16 protein-coding genes, 2 tRNA genes and 1 pseudogene are annotated in these 16,697 nt (G+C 49.9%); 7 read left to right on the top strand and 12 right to left on the bottom strand.

Annotated elements, in window-relative coordinates:
* Positions 1–36: 36 nt before the first annotated feature.
* From SYMBAF_RS06290 to SYMBAF_RS06265, 6 genes and pseudogenes are all read right to left on the bottom strand, one after another.
* Complete coding sequence (locus tag SYMBAF_RS06290; protein WP_040265912.1) at positions 37–273, bottom strand: major outer membrane lipoprotein; 237 nt, start codon at positions 271–273, stop codon at positions 37–39.
* Between the two features lie 282 nt (positions 274–555).
* Positions 556–1,875 carry an IS4 family transposase gene (locus tag SYMBAF_RS06285; RefSeq protein WP_040263997.1) on the bottom strand — a complete coding sequence of 440 codons (1,320 nt, stop codon included), beginning with the start codon at positions 1,873–1,875 and terminating at the stop codon, positions 556–558.
* A 129-nt stretch (positions 1,876–2,004) separates the two neighbouring features.
* Complete coding sequence (gene pykF / locus SYMBAF_RS06280; RefSeq protein WP_040265914.1) at positions 2,005–3,417, bottom strand: pyruvate kinase PykF; 1,413 nt, start codon at positions 3,415–3,417, stop codon at positions 2,005–2,007.
* A gap of 374 nt (positions 3,418–3,791) precedes the next feature.
* Positions 3,792–3,868: transfer RNA gene (locus tag SYMBAF_RS06275), tRNA-Val, on the bottom strand.
* A gap of 19 nt (positions 3,869–3,887) precedes the next feature.
* Positions 3,888–3,964: transfer RNA gene (locus tag SYMBAF_RS06270), tRNA-Val, on the bottom strand.
* Positions 3,965–4,110: 146 nt separating this feature from the next.
* Positions 4,111–5,486, bottom strand: a pseudogene (locus SYMBAF_RS06265) (MATE family efflux transporter).
* Positions 5,487–5,694: 208 nt separating this feature from the next.
* Between SYMBAF_RS06265 and SYMBAF_RS06260 the strand changes: the two are divergent.
* Positions 5,695–6,333, top strand: coding sequence for a riboflavin synthase (locus SYMBAF_RS06260; protein ID WP_006708353.1), 639 nt, complete (start codon positions 5,695–5,697; stop codon positions 6,331–6,333).
* 136 nt (positions 6,334–6,469) lie between these two features.
* Here the strand turns inward: SYMBAF_RS06260 and punC are convergent, their stop codons facing one another.
* Together punC and purR are read right to left on the bottom strand one after the other, a co-directional pair.
* Positions 6,470–7,648 (bottom strand): purine nucleoside transporter PunC, encoded by a 1,179-nt coding sequence (punC, locus tag SYMBAF_RS06255; RefSeq protein ID WP_040265918.1) that lies wholly within the window; start codon positions 7,646–7,648, stop codon positions 6,470–6,472.
* 118 nt (positions 7,649–7,766) lie between these two features.
* Positions 7,767–8,792 carry an HTH-type transcriptional repressor PurR gene (gene purR, locus SYMBAF_RS06250; protein WP_040265921.1) on the bottom strand — a complete coding sequence of 342 codons (1,026 nt, stop codon included), beginning with the start codon at positions 8,790–8,792 and terminating at the stop codon, positions 7,767–7,769.
* A 319-nt stretch (positions 8,793–9,111) separates the two neighbouring features.
* Between purR and cydH the strand changes: the two genes are divergently transcribed.
* Entirely contained in the window at positions 9,112–9,201 is a 90-nt protein-coding gene (gene cydH, locus SYMBAF_RS06245) for a cytochrome bd-I oxidase subunit CydH (RefSeq protein ID WP_152609148.1), read from the top strand.
* Positions 9,202–9,273: 72 nt separating this feature from the next.
* On the opposite strand, the gene SYMBAF_RS06240 is transcribed toward cydH, so the two are convergent.
* Complete coding sequence (locus SYMBAF_RS06240; protein WP_040266264.1) at positions 9,274–10,038, bottom strand: C40 family peptidase; 765 nt, start codon at positions 10,036–10,038, stop codon at positions 9,274–9,276.
* A 417-nt stretch (positions 10,039–10,455) separates the two neighbouring features.
* Here SYMBAF_RS06240 and SYMBAF_RS06235 point away from each other — a divergent pair, with 417 nt between their 5' ends.
* Positions 10,456–10,800, top strand: a complete 345-nt coding sequence (locus SYMBAF_RS06235; protein WP_037388236.1) for a Grx4 family monothiol glutaredoxin — start codon at positions 10,456–10,458, stop codon at positions 10,798–10,800.
* Between the two features lie 74 nt (positions 10,801–10,874).
* Here SYMBAF_RS06235 and rnt read toward each other — a convergent pair whose 3' ends face one another.
* Both rnt and gloA read right to left on the bottom strand, forming a co-directional pair.
* The gene (gene rnt, locus SYMBAF_RS06230; RefSeq protein WP_040266266.1) at positions 10,875–11,558 is read right to left on the bottom strand and encodes a ribonuclease T; all 684 of its coding nucleotides are present in this window, start codon (positions 11,556–11,558) and stop codon (positions 10,875–10,877) included.
* Between the two features lie 80 nt (positions 11,559–11,638).
* Positions 11,639–12,046, bottom strand: a complete 408-nt coding sequence (gloA, locus tag SYMBAF_RS06225) for a lactoylglutathione lyase (RefSeq protein WP_040265922.1) — start codon at positions 12,044–12,046, stop codon at positions 11,639–11,641.
* Between the two features lie 885 nt (positions 12,047–12,931).
* Here gloA and slyA point away from each other — a divergent pair.
* Positions 12,932–13,363 (top strand): transcriptional regulator SlyA, encoded by a 432-nt coding sequence (gene slyA / locus SYMBAF_RS06220; RefSeq protein ID WP_040265924.1) that lies wholly within the window; start codon positions 12,932–12,934, stop codon positions 13,361–13,363.
* Positions 13,364–13,601: 238 nt separating this feature from the next.
* Here slyA and SYMBAF_RS06215 read toward each other — a convergent pair whose 3' ends face one another.
* The gene (locus SYMBAF_RS06215) at positions 13,602–14,066 is read right to left on the bottom strand and encodes an outer membrane lipoprotein (RefSeq protein ID WP_006708824.1); all 465 of its coding nucleotides are present in this window, start codon (positions 14,064–14,066) and stop codon (positions 13,602–13,604) included.
* Between the two features lie 374 nt (positions 14,067–14,440).
* Here SYMBAF_RS06215 and anmK point away from each other — a divergent pair, with 374 nt between their 5' ends.
* The 3 genes from anmK to pdxH all read left to right on the top strand — a co-directional run bounded on the left by anmK (position 14,441) and on the right by pdxH (position 16,622).
* Entirely contained in the window at positions 14,441–15,562 is a 1,122-nt protein-coding gene (gene anmK / locus SYMBAF_RS06210; protein ID WP_040265926.1) for an anhydro-N-acetylmuramic acid kinase, read from the top strand.
* Between the two features lie 16 nt (positions 15,563–15,578).
* On the top strand, positions 15,579–15,902 hold the full coding sequence (locus SYMBAF_RS06205; RefSeq protein ID WP_006708822.1) for a hypothetical protein: 324 nt from the start codon (positions 15,579–15,581) through the stop codon (positions 15,900–15,902).
* A 66-nt stretch (positions 15,903–15,968) separates the two neighbouring features.
* A complete protein-coding gene (pdxH, locus tag SYMBAF_RS06200; RefSeq protein ID WP_040266268.1) occupies positions 15,969–16,622 on the top strand; it encodes a pyridoxamine 5'-phosphate oxidase in 654 nt (217 codons plus the stop codon).
* The last annotated feature ends 75 nt before the right edge of the window (positions 16,623–16,697 follow it).

Genomic DNA, 16,697 nt, shown 5'->3' with positions numbered 1-16,697 from the left:
GCACAGAGTGCGCCGTTTTCAATAAACGAAGTCATCTTACTTTTTGTAAGTGTGAACTTGGTTGTCCAGACGTTGATTAGCGCGCGCTGCGTCATCTTTAGCAGCTTGAACGTCAGAACGGATTGCAGTTACATCGTTGCTGAGCTGATCAACTTTAGCGTTCAGGGTTTGAACGTCAGTAGACAGTTGTTCGATTTTAGTATTGCTTGAGCAGCCTGCCAGCAGAGTGGAACCTAGGATTACTGAGCCCAGTACCAGTTTAGTACGATTCATTATATCACCCTCTAGATTGAGTTAATCTCCATGTAGCGTTACAAGTATTGCACAAACTTTTTTCGAAAGAGAATAATTTTTTTAAATTAGGGTACTTTATTTTTAATGTTAGCTCGAGCTAACATTTTCTCCGAAAAAATAGTGAAAAAAATGAGTAAAAACAGCCAAGTTATATAAGACCACTCGGATTTTTTATCCGCAAAATCATGTCCAGTGCGTGGTTGCGTTTTCAGAAAATAGTTTACCGTTGCTATGAAAACGCCGCATAGCGCGTAATGCTTGTCAGTTAAGCTTTTGAGGACGCCGCAACGGGTAACGTTGCGGCTTCTTTTTTACCGCTCTTGGATAATGTCTTTGCCGTCGGGCTGGCAGGACGAAGCTTTCAGCCATCGCCAGGATTTCATTCATCACTTTCGGCACCTTTCCCGGAGCCACCGCTGGCAGTATGCTCAGTTGCGCTGTTAGATACAGTGCAGCCTGTTTAAACCCTATCTGGTAAGGCTCCACGTTTTTCAGGCTGTAAGCCATCTGTGCCATCATGAACCTCAGCAGGTTATAAGCCAGCACTACACCCCAGAGTTCCTGTCTTATTAGCTCTGGCTTTCTGCTTCTCAGCGTCAGTTCATTTTGCAACAGATGCTGTTTCATTTCTCTGAAGCCCTGCTCGATTTCCCAACGCTGCCCGTAAAGGTCAACGATATCAGCTTTAGGGTAACGTAACGGATCGCACATTGACGTCAGGATCTGTATTGTTTTTCCGTTGATTTCTTTACTTATCAACCTCGCCGTCAGTGTTTGAGGCGCATCTTTCCATTTCTTACGGGCCTGAGGGGTTAAGCTGAGTTCGACCAGTTCATGTCCTGCACCCAGCTTCTCGCGCACCTGATACTGCGCGCCTTTGCGCAGTGGGATCATCCAGTGTTTTTCTGTTCCTGATGACCACCAGTGGTGAAGCAACCCGAGTGCATAGAAGCCTTTATCCAGTATCGTCAGTGAGTGGTCCTGCGTCTGCCCGGCCAATTGAGCGGCAAGGTCAACTTTGCTGGTTTCTGACACGCTGCCAAAGCTCACACCGGATAACAGATGACTGGTCACTTCCATCTGACAGACCATACGCAGCTGTGGCCAGTCGGACTGGGCATACTCATTAGCTGTTCGTCCAAAAGCAGCATCATTTTCCGGCGTGTCCGGTGTTCTCCACAGAGTGCCGTCTACAGCCATCAATGTCAGACCGTTCCAGTGGGATAACGGTGTTTTCTCGAACCAGAGTTGGCGTGTTTTCTCGAAAACCAGTCTAACCACATCTTCCCCGAGCCGCTGACGGGCTTGTACCACGGCGCTGGGTGCGACAAAAGGACGCTTACCCGGCAGCATAATATCGAGATGTGAAACCAACTGATTCATGGAAAATGAGCGGAACAAGGACATACCGGCGACAGCCCAGACCATCATCTCCATGGGGAGACGGCGCTTGCGAAGCGTCACGACCCCGGTATCAGCCAGGCACTCATCGATAAGCTCAGGTGAGAGCAAATCAGACAGTGCAGCAAACTCTTTAGGAGAGAATTTAAGAACGGCATCAAGCGCCTGACTCAGTAACATAAAAAAATCCGTAATCTCAGGGAGATTACGGATTTTCACACAGAGGTAGGATCGTTCAAGTGATCCTTAACTGATCGGCATTACGCATAGCGCGGCGTTTTTATCAAAACAAGTCTGTCACCTTTTATATTATAGCAGGTGCACCGAGGTGGTATTGGTGGTGCCGCTTGGCACCAGAGCGCCGGAAACCATCACCACCACATCGCCTTTTTGCGCCAGACCGCTGGATAGCGCCGCTTCTTTACCAATGCGGTAGAAGTCGTCGGTAGAGGCAATTTCTTTGACTCTCATCGGGATAACACCTTTGCTCAGGATCAACTGGTGGGCAGTGACTTCATTGGTGGTCAGTGCCAGGATCAACGCATTAGGGAAGTATTTACGCACCGATTTGGCTGATTTGCCGCCGCTGGTGGCAACTACGATCAGCGGCGCGTCCAGTTTCTCTGCGGTTTCGACCGCGCTACGGCAGACGGCCTCAGTGATGCGCAGCTTGCGGCTGTCGTTGAGTTTGTCAATACGGCTTGGCATCACGCGATCAGTGCGCTCACAGATGGTTGCCATGATGGTGACTGCCTCCAAGGGGTATTTGCCCTTGGCACTCTCACCAGATAGCATGACGGCGTCGGTGCCGTCCAGAATGGCATTGGCCACGTCGCCAGCCTCCGCGCGGGTAGGGCGCGGGTTTTTGATCATCGAATCCAGCATTTGGGTGGCGGTGATCACCACTTTGCGCGCGTGGTTACATTTTTCGATCATCATCTTCTGGGCAAAGATCACTTCTTCTACCGGGATCTCAACCCCCAGATCACCACGGGCGACCATGATGCCATCGGACGCTTCGAGGATTTCGTCGAAGTTGTTAAGACCTTCTTGGTTTTCAATCTTGGAAATGATTTGGATTTGCTCACCGCCGTGGATTTTCAGGTGCTCACGGATTTCCAGCACGTCAGAACGCTTGCGGATAAAAGAGGCAGCAACGAAGTCCACGCCTTGTTCACAGCCAAAAATCAGGTCATGCTTGTCTTTTTCAGCCAGTGCAGGTAGTTGGATGGAAACGCCCGGCAGATTAACGCCTTTGTTTTCACCCAGATCGCCGTTGTTCAGCACCTTACAGATCACTTCATTCTCGGTTACCTTGATGACTTCCATGCCGATCAAGCCATCATCAACCAGTACGGTATCGCCGATTTTCAGGTCGGCTGAGAAACCGGTGTAGGTCACCGCAACGCGTTCGCTATTACCGATGACGCTTTGATCGGTGGTGAAGGTAAAAGTCTGGCCGGCAACCAGAGAAGCATCTTTGCCGTCTTCCAGTTTCATGGTACGGATTTCCGGACCTTTGGTATCCAGCAGGATGCCGGCATTGAGTCCGGTTTTGTCCATCACGGTGCGCATTGTATGAATGCGTTTACCGTGCTCTTCATAATTGCCGTGTGAAAAGTTGAGGCGCATGACGTTCATGCCCGCGTTCAGCAGCTTGGTGAGCATTTCTTCTGATTCGGTTTTGGGGCCGATGGTACAAACAATCTTGGTCTTTTTCATGACAGAGTTTTCTACAAGTTGTGATTAAAAAAACGAATAAAACCAGCAGTAGAGCTGTTGGTATGGAATTTGTCTTTTGCCTGATGGTGCAAAATAAGGTTTAAGGATAGGTGATGACAGTCGAAATGGTGCGGAAAAGTTCGACCCGCGCTGGAGTGTACAGGGGGCGATGCCGCGCAACAAGATGAGATGAAAATGTATTGTTATGACGTTTTTGCAGATCAAGTGTTGAAGCCATTCAACTGAAAGACGTTGCATATTATAAGGCTAAGTGGTGGGAAACAAAATAAAAACCTAGGATGGCCCGCTACTGCGTGCGCAAATAAGCTTAGGAACCAGGAATAAGGAGAATAAATCCAGACAAAACCATAACTTGGTGCGTCCGAGTGGACTCGAACCACCGACCCCCACCATGTCAAGGTGGTGCTCTAACCAGCTGAGCTACGGACGCACTACACAGGCTCAGGATTTGGTGCGTCCGAGTGGACTCGAACCACCGACCCCCACCATGTCAAGGTGGTGCTCTAACCAACTGAGCTACGGACGCATCTTTTCCTGTCTGTCATGGCTGACAGCGGGGACGAATATTAACGAGCTACCTGTGAGTTGGCAAGGGGGAAAAGGCAATTTTATTCGGTATTTCACGCGATTGCTGTGCGAGTGAGCAGCAAGGTGCCCTTTTCACAAAGGCTGTTAGCGGCTCGATCGTTGTAAGATCAACATGGCCGGTTGTTTATGTAGCCAACGGATGCGCAGCACCACCATGATAGCGGCGAAAGTCAAGCCGATGATAAAACCGATCCAGAAGCCACTTGGCCCCATTGCTGGCACCAGGATATCGGTTAGCGCCAATAAGTAGCCGCATGGCAAGCCCAGGATCCAGTAAGCGATAAGGGTGATGAAAAAGATCGCGCGAGTGTCTTTATAGCCGCGCAGCACACCGCTGCCGATCACCTGAACAGAATCCGATATCTGATAAATTGCTGCTAACAGCATAAGCTGCGAAGCCATCGCCACCACCGCTGGATTGCCGTTGTACAGCAGGGCGATCTGCTCACGGAAGATGGTGGTAAAGAGTGCAGTGCAGGTAGCCATGATGATGCCGACGCCTATGGTGGTATAGGTGGCCACCCGTGCCCCCTCAATCGAACCTTCCCCAAGGCGGTAACCAACGCGGATGGTGGCACCAACGCCGAGAGACAGCGGCAATACGAACATCAGGTTGCTGAAATTAAGTGCGATCTGGTGGCCGGCAACGGCCACGATCCCCAGTGGTGAAACCAGCAGCGCCACTACGGCGAAAAGCGTTACTTCAAAGAACAGTGCTAGTGCCATCGGCATGCCAATGCCGATCAGGCGTTTCAATGCTGCCCAGTCCGGCCTAGGGTGTTCGCTTATCAGCGGTTTGATGTCGTGCTGCGAGGGTGCTCGTTTGACGTACCAGCGTATCATAAGGAACATGAGCCAGTAGACGCTGCCAGTGGCCACGCCGCAGCCAACCCCCCTAATTGCGGCATGCCAAATTTGCCGTAGATAAAAATGTAGTTGATCGGAATATTGATCAGCAGGCCGATAAAGCCGATCACCATGCCTGGTTTAGTTTTGGACAAGCCTTCACACTGGTTGCGTATCACCTGGAAGAACAGATAGCCCGGAGCGCCCCACATGATGGCATGCAGGTAGCCGAGTGCTTTGCTTGCCAATTGTGGGTCGATGCTATGCATGGTGTCGATGACCCACTTGCAGTTGTAAAGTAAAACGATCAGCAGCAGCGATACGCCGCCAGCTAACCAAAAGCCTTGCCGTACCTGATGGGCAATGCGATCGCGCCGGCCAGCACCGTTAAGCTGGGCAATCACGGGGGTTAATGCCAGCAGCAGCCCGTGACCGAACAGGATCGCAGGTAGCCAGATTGAAGTGCCGACCGCCACTGCAGCCATATCCGTGGCGCTGTAGGCCCCGGCCATAATGGTATCCACCACCCCCATGGCGGTTTGTGATATTTGCGCGATGATTACCGGGATGGCGAGAACCAATAAATTACGCGCTTCTAGGAAGTACTTCTGCACGCATACACCTTTCTGTTTTATTTATGAGTGGGAGGGTTGCCGTGAGCAGACAACAATAATTAAACTTTATCACAGTGGAATTTTGTCAAAAGAGTCTACCTATTCGGCGTGTTTAAGCAAATATTGCGATCAAAGAGTTTTCAGTGGGTTTGGTTTTACGCGTAAACTGGCATAAACGCGTTAACTCGTTCAGAAAAAAGAGGCATATATGTTCACCGGTATTGTACAGGGCACCGCACCCTTGGTCGCCATTGATGAGAAACCCAACTTCCGCACCCATGTGATTGAAATGCCTGCCGAACTATTGTCTGGGCTAGAGTTAGGTGCCTCGGTTGCCCATAATGGTTGCTGCCTGACGGTGACCGCCGTGGAAGGCACGCGCGTCAGTTTCGATCTGATCAAGGAAACGCTATGCCTGACCAACCTTGGCGAATTGGCGTTGGGTGACAGGGTCAACATCGAGCGTGCCGCCAGATTTAACGACGAAATTGGCGGCCATCTAATGTCCGGCCATATTATTTGCACGGCAGAAGTGGCCAAGATTTTGGCTTCGGAAAATAACCGCCAAATCTGGCTACGTATGCCCAATGCGTCACTGATGAAATATATCCTGCATAAGGGGTTTATTGGCATTGACGGCATCAGCTTGACCATCGGCGAGGTGGTGAATAACCGGTTCTGCGTGCATTTGATTCCCGAAACGTTAGAACGCACCACGCTGGGTAGAAAACGTTTGGGCGACAAAGTGAATATTGAGATCGACCCGCAAACACAGGCGGTAGTGGACAGCGTTGAACGGGTGCTCGCTAGCCGTGAAGCAAGGTTATCGGCGACGTTCAAGGACTGACAAGCTGGCGAGTAATAATGTATCACTATCAGTGGAGCAAACGGCTAACGTTTATCAGGAAACGCTGGTATTAGCGCACAGACGCCGTTTTATTGCCCGATAAATTAGCCCAGCGATTAATAGTGGGCTAGCAAATTCACGCCGTGCCGCCAACTGCTTTTCCTCGTTGTAGCCAATAGCCCACCGCAGCCAACACCACTGTAGAAAACATCACCGACACTGTCGCCAACAATGGCTGCGAGATAAATGCCGATACCAGCATGCTGGCGACAAAGCACAGACCGAGCTGCAAAGTGTTTTGCAACGCTGCGGCTTTGCCACTGCTTTCCGGAAATGCCATTAACGCATTCGCCACCATTATTGGATAGCCAGCACCATTAACCAAGGCCATGATGCAGAACGGGATCAACAAAGTGGTCAGGGTTGGTTCGCCCAGCATCGCCACTAGATACAGTGCTGCGATGCTTGCGCCATAAGTTACTAACAACCATGGCAGCAAGGTTTTACCCTTAATGCGATTTAGTGTGGTACGGTAGCCATAACCCCCCAACAGGAAAGCTAAGGTTTGCGGCATATAGCTTAGGCCAATATCATTTGGGCTGTAGCCCATATCGCTGAGGATAAACGGCGAACCGGTCAGCCAGGCGAAAAATCCGGCCGAACCGGCGGCGAACATCGCAACGTTGCCGCTGAACACGGGCGATTTGAACAACTGCCAGAAGCTGACACTACTGTTGCTTTGACCAGCTGCGTTTTCTGACCGGGTGCTTTTCTTCAGCAGTAATGTTGGTAGCAGTAGCAGGATGGAGAAGCCCAATAGCACGGCGAAGATCATGCGCCAACTTGTCTGGTTCAGCAGCCAGGCACCCATCAGCGGTGCCAACGCGGGGGATAACGCGACCAACGGCATGATCGTGGCGAATATGCGCCTGGCTTTGCCCTCACGGTAGCGGTCAACCACCAGCGCCTGCCAGGTAACAGCGGCGGAGCAGGCACCAATCGCCTGAATAAAGCGCAATAACCATAGCTGCACAGCATTTTGTACCCATAGCATGCCGAGGCAACCTAAGGCGAACAGCACCAAGCCGAGCAGCAGTACTGGCTTGCGGCCCAGATGGTCGGAAAGCGCACCCCACAGTAGCTGTGCAAAAGCGAAACCCGCTAGAAATACGCTCAGGCTGACACTGATCGCACCGGCAGAGATCTGTAATTCCTGCTGCATGGCACTAAAGGCAGGTAGGTACATGTCGGTGGCCAGATAACCCAATATGCTCAGGCCAGCGAGGTAACCCATAAAGCCAAAGGAATTTCGCATGGTATTTCTCGTTAATATTGTGTGATCGCAAGTTTTAGTGTCGAGAAAAGAACGGACACCGACTGGCGCAGTCAGTTGAACATCGTGGATGGCTATTTGCTCATACAGCAGGCGGTGTTTAACGGCGGTAGTCGATGAATGGGCCATCGGCCACCGAACGGCGTTCAAGCAGTTTCGGGTGCACTTCGATCACCTGTGACTCCTCACGTTTACTGATAATGCGATCCAGCAACATGCTAAACGCCATTTCACCTAGGCGTTCCTTCGGCTGATGGATAGTGGTCAGCGCCGGGGTGAAGTACCTGGCATTACGCACGTTATCATAGCCGATCACCGAAATATCCTGCGGCACACGTAGGCCCAGTTCGTCAGCGGCGCAGATGGCTCCCATCGCCATGATGTCGCCACCGCAAAATACAGCAGTTGGCCGTTGTTTTTGTGACAGGATTTGATGCATTGCCTGATAACCGGATTCTGGCTCAAAGTCGCCCTGAACGATCCACTCATTGCGCATCTTAATATTAGCTTCCTCCATGGCTTTCAGAAAACCCTGGTGACGCCCGCCACCGGTGTTGCGCACCAGTTGGCCCGGAATGGCACCAATATCACGGTGGCCGCGCTCGATCAGATAGCGGCCAGCCAAGTAACCGCCCTCGAAGGCATTGTCGACGATGGTATCAGTGAAATCCCCCCGTGCAGCCCCCCAATCCATCACCACCATGGGAATAGGGCGATATTCTTCCAGCATGCTCAACAGTTGTTCTGGGTATTCCGAGCACATTATTAGCAGGCCATCGACGCGCTTTTGTGCCAGCATAGCCAGATAGGCGCGTTGTTTGTTCAGATTATTGTGCGAGTTGCACAAGATCAGCGTGTAGCCCTTGCTATAGCAGCTATTTTCCACTGCTTCGATCACTTCAGCAAAATAGGGGGCCTCACTTGATGTGGCCAGCAGGCCGATCGATTTGGTGTGATTGACCTTCAGGCTGCGCGCCACGGCGCTTGGCGAATAATGCAACTCCTTGATTGCAGCACAAACGGCCGCTTGAGTTTCTTCGGCGACGAAACGAGTCTTATTGATGACGTGCGAAACGGTGGTAGTGGAAACGCCAGCGCGTTTGGCTACATCTTTGATCGTTGCCATATAATAAATGACTCCTGAACTCACATTTTACAATATGCAAGTATAATGTTAATCGTTTACCTGCGTAGATCCTTCTCCAGAAAAGCGAAAACTGAGTTTTTAGAGTTGTGGCCTTCGGCGCTTAGTCTGGGGGAACACATGCCGATACGCAGTTGTGAACTGCGAATTTTGTCGCATATTGAGCAAAAGTGGAAGAGGGAGTCGGCACTATAAACTGGGAATGATAATAAGATTTTATTGGCGAATTGTGAGAATATAATTTGGCACATTAATTGTGCGCCTTTTATCCTTGAAAAAGCCTCCCAGAGAAGGAATAGTGATGGATACTGACCTGAAGATGTCGTTGCTTGCCACGTTATGTGTGTTGGCGGTGATTATTGTTTTCTGTTTCACCGCTGTGCTGAACTGACCGCTAGCATTAAACCTAAATAAAGGCGCAGTTACTGTGCCTTATCCAGGGTTCTTCAACGCATGCACAGCGTTAGCGAATGGTTTGTGGCGTGACTACCCGGCGTGCACCGATGTAGTGATTCTGCCAATAGTCGTTGTTGAGTTGGCTGATGCGGATCTCTTCACCGGATCGCGGTGACTGTATAAATTTGCCATTGCCGAGATAGACCCCGACATGATCGGCTACGTTGTGATTGTGAATGCGAAAGAACACCAGATCACCGCTTTCCAGTTCGCTTTTCTTGATTGGCGCAGCATGGCGTAATTGGTACATTTCTTTGGTGGTGCGTGGCATCTTGATTTTCACCACATCTTTATAAGCGTAGTAAATTAGACCACTGCAATCAAAGCCGGTATGGGGTGAACTGCCCCCCCAGTGATAAGGCTTGCCCATTTGGCCCATCAGCTTGGCCATCGCCGTCTGTTTGGCATGCTGATAACGTTTTTTATGTGCCAGGCTGAGCTTCAATGGTTTTACATCGTGTGGGTGTATAGTTTTGGAAATACCGGGTTGACGTTGGTGGTCATAGCGCTTTTTGTCACCCTTTCTCGGTGGGACTACTTTAACAGTTTTGGCTATTTTCTGGGTTTTGGCCTTCAACGGTAACCTAGCGCTAACTTTTACTTTTTTTCTGACTTTCACCGCTTTTCTTTTCTGGGGGTCATCTGGTTGCGCTTCATTAGCAGCGTGACTTTTGCGCTGCTCGGTGGTAGTACGCGCCTGCGGTACAGCATGCGCTAGATTGAAGAAGAGTTGTGTAAGTAGCAGCATGGAAAGTATAAGAATTAAGCGCATGTCAACATCACCAACTTTGACTTTAAACGGATACCGAAGGCTGACAGTATTCCCGAATTTTTCCATATACAACAGCGAAGACATTATAAATAGTGATCCATATTGTGAGAAAAAGTTAACGGCATATTTTTTTATTTAAAATCAATTAATTAGTTTTTTAAAAACACGAACAGAATTTTGTGGATTAATTAAACACCGACTGAGGGGGGAAATTATGGGTTAAATGGTCGGATTAAAAATGTTATTCTGAATCCATATTTTAACCCGGAACGGTGTTTGCTGATAAGACGCGATCAGTAGCGGGTGATGCACTTGTAAAAGAGAGCATCTCTTATGACTACTACAGCCGTTAAAACAGCCCACATGATGCATGTGGTCGCTATGAGATGTCGATTGAGGAAACAAATAATGACGACAATGACGACGATTGAAAAAATTCAGCACCAGATCGCTGAAAACCCCATTTTGCTGTACATGAAAGGCTCACCAAAATTGCCAAACTGCGGTTTCTCTGCGCAGGCTGTGCAGGCGCTGTCTGCCTGCGGCGAGCGCTTTGCTTACGTGGATATTTTGCAGAACCCGGACATTCGTGCACAACTGCCTAAGTACGCTAATTGGCCGACTTTCCCACAACTGTGGGTAGACGGTGAATTGATTGGTGGTTGCGATATCATCATCGAAATGTATCAGCGTGGCGAACTGCAACAGCTTATCAAAGAAACAGCAGAGAAATACAGCGCGCAGCAAGACTCGCAGCCTTAATTGGCACGAGGTTTTTGTACCGCTATGTATGAGGTCGGGCGGTGCCAATGCAGACTGAGCCGCCCGACTATTGCTTAGCCGCCGAGATCGCCGAGGGTTAGTGGCCAGCCACCTAGACGTTTCCAGCGGTTAACTAGTTCGCAGAACAGTAAGGCGGTCTGCTCAGTGTCGTACAATGCTGAATGCGCCTGGCTACTGTCAAACGGCATACCAGCAGCGGTACAGGCTTTCGCCAGCACTGTCTGGCCTAGCACCAGCCCACTCAGCGCCGCAGTATCGAATGTGGCAAAGGGGTGGAATGGATTGCGCTTCAGGCTGGCGCGCTCGGCAGCAGCCATCAGGAAACTGTGGTCAAAGTTGGCGTTGTGCGCCACAATGATTGCCCGGTTACAGCCGCGATGCTTGATGCCAGCACGCACCGTTTTAAAAATGGCGTGCAGCGCATCATATTCACTGACCGCGCCACGCAGCGGGTTGTGCGGATCAATGCCATTGAATGCCAGTGCCTCCGGTTGCAAGTTAGCCCCTTCAAAAGGCTCGACATGAAAGTGCAGGGTTTCATCCTGCTGCAACCACCCCCCCTCATCCATTTTCAACGTAACGGCGGCAATCTCTAGTAATGCATCGGTTTTTGCATTAAAACCGGCAGTTTCTACATCTATAACTACGGGATAAAACCCACGAAAGCGGCCACTCAGGGCGTTAAGGTCACTTTTTTCGGCCATCAGTTTCTTATCTTCATCGGATGCAGCGCGCATTATGGCAAATTTTGCCACCGGTTGCAGGCGCTTATCACCTAGGTAAAAAAAGAAAGCTGCCATTGCACTCTGGATAAGTGTTATTTACCGAGGCCGTCACTGGCATGTTTATTCTCGATCAGTTCGATTTTATAGCCGTCTGGATCTTCGATAAAAGCGATGACTGTGGTGCCACCTTTGACTGGGCCGACTGCACGGATTATCTTGCCGCCGACGCTACACAAGTGGTCACATGTGGCTGCGACATCGTCCACGCCCAGCGCCAGATGCCCGAACGCAGTACCCATTTCGTAACTGTCTACGCCCCAGTTATAAGTCAGTTCAATTACTGCACCTGCGCTTTCATCACTGTACCCGACAAACGCCAGCGAGTATTTATATTCTGGATTCTCACTGGTACGCAGCAGACGCATGCCGAGCACCTTGGTATAGAAGTCAATCGCGCGTTGCAGATCACCGACGCGTAGCATGGTATGGAGTAAGCGCATAAATCCTCTGATTGGCTGTGGCGGACGCGGTGAAGAGAAGCCAGTATAGCTTCGTCGCACAAGGGGGTTCAATGTGAATCGAAGGATAATCTGGTGTGACGACGTCACTTTTACAAGCCGCAAGTCAACGATACTTTTGCAGCGTTGAAGGGCAGGCTCATGGCGTTAAAATCGCATCGGAGTTGTGACTAGGATGGGTCTTGCCAGCAAAATCGCCCATAGCAAGGTAACTCATGCGCTTGGAGAGCCTGGCAAAAGAAGGAAGCTTAATACTCAAGGTTTACTGATTAATTTAACCTACCTGTGATGTTATAAGTGCTTATTTTTCTAATTTTCCAATGAATTACAGTGTAATGCTAATGATCCAGGTAGAGACTTCGTCTTGGTATGTTCATTAGTAGTGCTTATAATAAGCGTCCTCAAAAAAACGCCAGCGCAAATGGCAAAGGTGTAGACGATCACTATTGAAAGATATTTTTATATCTCGCGCGATATTAAATCGCTAAAATACTTAGAGAATTGTTGTTAGCCAGATCAGAAAAATCCATCAGCATGGGATGTCCGATCTCGCTGGAAAATATTCCGTCTCGTAACAAAATGCTTCACCATTTTCAGTAAAAAGCGTTAAACATGATTGAAGGAAGTCGATACGCTCAATACCAAATCGAGTGTGGAAAAGAGAAGTGTTTAGCCATGATGTTCACATTATCAATATCTACGACACTCACATGTTGAATATTTGCATAACGAACTGTCAATAGCTGATAAAAATAGTGGCTATTTCCACAATATACATTATATACATTTGTGTTTTTAATATGAGTTACCCAGAATAGGCTAGACATTTGGAGATAAAATTAGCATGCTAATTATAAGGAGGGGTAAATGGAATCAACATTAGGTTCAGATTTAGCACGATTAGTACGTGTTTGGCGTGCGCTCATCGATCATCGGCTCAAGCCGTTGGAGCTAACCCAAACGCATTGGTTTACTTTGCACAATATTGATTGTTTACCGCCGGATCAGTCACAGATCCAACTGGCTAAAGCGATTGGTATTGAGCAGCCATCACTGGTTCGCACTCTGGACCAATTGGAGGAAAAAGGACTGATTACGCGTCACACCTGTGCCAATGACCGTCGAGCGAAGCGCATTAGGCTCACTGAAGCGGCCGATCCAATCATCAGGGAAGTAGATAGCGTCATAACCTCAACACGTAGCGAAATCCTTAATGGCATTAGCATCGATGAAATTCAGCTATTGGTAGGTCTGATTGGCAAGTTGGAACGAAACATCATCGAACTGCAAAACAAATAATAATATTATTTTATAAGATTACATTTCACGGCACCAGAAATAAAACCGGAGGTATAACCTCCGGTTTCGGATTGATGACAAACCTCAGATGATGTTTATCTGGGGTTTGTTTTTTTGAATTGATGATATTCAACCTATTGATTTATCTTACTTGGGTGAGGCGATTCAATAACCGCCACCGGATCTGAACGCACCTTGTCAGCAGTCTTAACCCCCGGTTTTTCCGTTTGTGGCCAGCTTACAATGGCGAGACGGTGATGGTATCGCCCCTCTGAGCCATACGCACACGCTGCCCTGGTCTGAATTTGGTCGTGCCAAGCTTCTGGACTACCACCACGTTCTCTTTTTGATCGGTTTTAATTTCCAGTTCAAGGCCATCGGTGCGACCTGCCGCTCCACCAATCTGATCACCTGCTACGCCACCAGCGACTACACCTGCTGCGGTCGCTAAGCTGCGACCAGAACCGCCGCCGATGGTGTTACCGAGGAAACCACCCAGTACGGCACCACCAAGGGTGCCAATCATGTTGGATCCGCCTTGGTTTTGGATCTTGACAGGACGCACAGAAACCAGCGTACCGTATCGTACGGTCTGCACCTGCTTGGCCTGTGAGGCGCTGTAAACGTCGCCGGACATGGAATCATTGGCACAACCCGCCAGAGTCACAGTGGCGATGGCAACGACGATAAGACGCTTGATCATATAAAACTCCTCATTTAATAGTCCATAATCTGGGGAATATCTCCAAGCCAGATTCAGTTAAAATGATAGACAAAGTATGGTTTAAAGCAACGTATATCACCGTTCCCCACTTTCCATTGTTGCATACAGCTTAACCTTCTACTCTTCAACCAATAATAAACCGTGGTTTAGCATTATGACAGCGTTGGAGAACATTCTATTGCAGGTTGAGCCGTTATTTAACATGGGTAATCGAAGCCGACCCAGCTTGGCAAACCAATATCAGGCGCATAGTGATAAAAAAGGCATAATAATTCATGGCGCTAATCTTTTAATTCTGATTTATTTGTCGGGTCAACTGTTTGCTTCCCCATGCGGGGCTATAGGATTTTGCTATGAAGTCAGGCCATTATATAGGTGTTATGTCTGGCACCAGCTTGGACGGAATCGATGTGGTATTGGCTGTGGTCGATGAACACAGGGTGGCACAGCAGGCCAGCTATAGCTGCCCAATGCCGATCCAATTGAAGCAAGATATTTTGGCCATGTGCCAGGGACAGCAGACCACGTTGGCCGCCATTGGTCAGTTAGACGCTCAGTTGGGAACGCTATTTGGTGAAGCGGTGCTCGGCCTGCTAAAGCAAACTGGCATTCCGGCGCAACACATCACGGCCATCGGCTGCCACGGCCAGACGGTGTGGCATGAACCTGAAGGGAATACGCGGTTTTCGATGCAATTGGGCGACAACAACCGTATCGCTGCGGTGGCCAATATCACCACTGTTGGCGATTTCCGTCGGCGCGACATGGCTTACGGTGGCCAGGGTGCACCGCTGGTGCCAGCGTTTCATCAGGCGTTGTTGGCGCATCCGACAGAGCGCCGCGTGGTGTTGAACATCGGCGGTATTGCCAACCTCTCCTTACTGTTGCCCGGCACACCGGTGCGTGGTTTCGATACCGGTCCGGGCAATATGCTGATGGATGCCTGGGTTTGGCGACACTTTTCACAACCTTACGACAAGGACGCTGTGTGGGCGATGCAGGGGCGCGTTTATTTGCCGCTGCTACAGCAGATGCTGGCTGACCCCTATTTTGCGCGGCCTGCGCCAAAAAGCACGGGTCGCGAATATTTCAATATCGCCTGGTTGGATCAACAACTAGCGGGATCACCGGCGATTAGCCCGCTTGACGTATTGGCCACACTGGCGGAGTTGACGGCCATCACCCTTTGCGAGCAAGTGCAATTGGCCGGGGGGTGTGAGCGTCTGCTGGTATGCGGTGGCGGGGCGCGCAATCCGTTGCTGATGGCCCGGCTGTCGGCGATGCTGCCGGGTACCGAGGTCAGTTTGACCGACAATTTCGGCATCAGCGGTGATGATATGGAAGCGCTGGCGTTTGCTTGGCTGGCGTTCCGCACGCTATCTGGCCTATCTGGCAACCTGCCGTCGGTAACGGGTGCCAGCCGTGAAACGCTACTGGGTGGAATTTATCCGGTTTTGCCTTTAACTGACTGTTAGCTCCGTTAGGATAGACATGCATGGATTGATTTTTCTAAGAAGCAATAACATGAAAAAGGTCATCTTAGTCACCGGCGCGTTAGTGCTGTCAGCTTGCAGTTATTTTCTGCCACAAAACAATCAAACGTTATATTATCAGTGCGGTACCACGCCGCTGACGGCAGCATTGGACGCTAAAGCGAGCGAGGTTAGCTTTTTGCTGGGCGGTGAGTTATTGCACCAGAAAGAGGGGCTGGCGTTAAGTATAACGATGGCAAGTACACTTTCTAATCCAAGGGGAAACGCCCATGTCGAGTGTAACGGCAGGGTAATGATAAGTGACTGTGTACAGGCTAGCTGAGTGGCTGATGGTGGCATTAGAGCGCTTCAGCATGTAACCACATTTTTCGACTGGTTGGTAAAGCTTATGAATGGAAACAATGGGTTTGATATTGCGAACCTGCGTTGTGAATACACCAGAGGCGGCCTGCGTCGCAACGATCTGAGTGTCAATCCGCTTGACCTGTTCGAACGTTGGTTGAAGCAAGCCTGCGATGCACGTCTGGCCGATCCTACCGCCATGTGCGTTGCTACCGTAGACGAAAATGGACAACCTTATCAGCGCATCGTGTTGTTGAAACATTTTGATGATAAAGGGTTAGTGTTTTATACCAACCTGGGCAGCCGCAAAGCGCAGCAACTGGCGCAAAATCCGCATATCAGCCTGCTGTTCCCGTGGCACATGCTTGAACGCCAGGTGATCTTCCTCGGCAGAGTGGAACGCCTGACAACGCTGGAGGTGCTGAAGTACTTTCACAGCCGACCGAAAGACAGCCAGATTGGTGCTTGGGTTTCCCAACAGTCATCGCGCATCTCCACACGCGGCGTGCTGGAAAGCAAATTCCTCGAACTGAAGCATAAATTCCAGCAAGGTGAGGTACCATTGCCGAGTTTTTGGGGAGGATTTCGTGTAAAAGTCGATTCAGTCGAATTCTGGCAGGGCGGTGCCTACCGTCTGCATGACCGTTTCCTGTATCAGCGGAGCGGAAATGACTGGAAAATTGACCGCCTAGCGCCCTGAAGAAAGAAAATCCCTGTTGAGCGCTGGCACTGGCATCGGCAGCGCTTTATCCTATGCGCTACCCTGATTTTTTTT

The sequence above is a fragment of the Serratia symbiotica genome, assembly GCF_000821185.2.
GTDB classification, from domain to species: domain Bacteria; phylum Pseudomonadota; class Gammaproteobacteria; order Enterobacterales; family Enterobacteriaceae; genus Serratia; species Serratia symbiotica.
This window is presented reverse-complemented; position numbering and strand designations above follow the sequence as displayed.

Bases quoted from the DNA above. Each gene is read 5' to 3' on its own strand.
- SYMBAF_RS06235 (WP_037388236.1), top strand. From the start codon at position 10,456: ATGACGACGATTGAAAAAATTCAGCACCAGATCGCTGAAAACCCCATT.
- slyA (WP_040265924.1), top strand. From the start codon at position 12,932: ATGGAATCAACATTAGGTTCAGATTTAGCACGATTAGTACGTGTTTGG.
- punC (WP_040265918.1), bottom strand. From the start codon at position 7,648: ATGCGAAATTCCTTTGGCTTTATGGGTTACCTCGCTGGCCTGAGCATA.
- anmK (WP_040265926.1), top strand. From the start codon at position 14,441: ATGAAGTCAGGCCATTATATAGGTGTTATGTCTGGCACCAGCTTGGAC.
- SYMBAF_RS06215 (WP_006708824.1), bottom strand. From the start codon at position 14,066: ATGATCAAGCGTCTTATCGTCGTTGCCATCGCCACTGTGACTCTGGCG.
- gloA (WP_040265922.1), bottom strand. From the start codon at position 12,046: ATGCGCTTACTCCATACCATGCTACGCGTCGGTGATCTGCAACGCGCG.
- rnt (WP_040266266.1), bottom strand. From the start codon at position 11,558: ATGCGCGCTGCATCCGATGAAGATAAGAAACTGATGGCCGAAAAAAGT.
- pdxH (WP_040266268.1), top strand. From the start codon at position 15,969: ATGAATGGAAACAATGGGTTTGATATTGCGAACCTGCGTTGTGAATAC.
- SYMBAF_RS06260 (WP_006708353.1), top strand. From the start codon at position 5,695: ATGTTCACCGGTATTGTACAGGGCACCGCACCCTTGGTCGCCATTGAT.
- SYMBAF_RS06240 (WP_040266264.1), bottom strand. From the start codon at position 10,038: ATGCGCTTAATTCTTATACTTTCCATGCTGCTACTTACACAACTCTTC.
- SYMBAF_RS06205 (WP_006708822.1), top strand. From the start codon at position 15,579: ATGCATGGATTGATTTTTCTAAGAAGCAATAACATGAAAAAGGTCATC.
- purR (WP_040265921.1), bottom strand. From the start codon at position 8,792: ATGGCAACGATCAAAGATGTAGCCAAACGCGCTGGCGTTTCCACTACC.
- cydH (WP_152609148.1), top strand. From the start codon at position 9,112: ATGGATACTGACCTGAAGATGTCGTTGCTTGCCACGTTATGTGTGTTG.
- SYMBAF_RS06290 (WP_040265912.1), bottom strand. From the start codon at position 273: ATGAATCGTACTAAACTGGTACTGGGCTCAGTAATCCTAGGTTCCACT.
- pykF (WP_040265914.1), bottom strand. From the start codon at position 3,417: ATGAAAAAGACCAAGATTGTTTGTACCATCGGCCCCAAAACCGAATCA.
- SYMBAF_RS06285 (WP_040263997.1), bottom strand. From the start codon at position 1,875: ATGTTACTGAGTCAGGCGCTTGATGCCGTTCTTAAATTCTCTCCTAAA.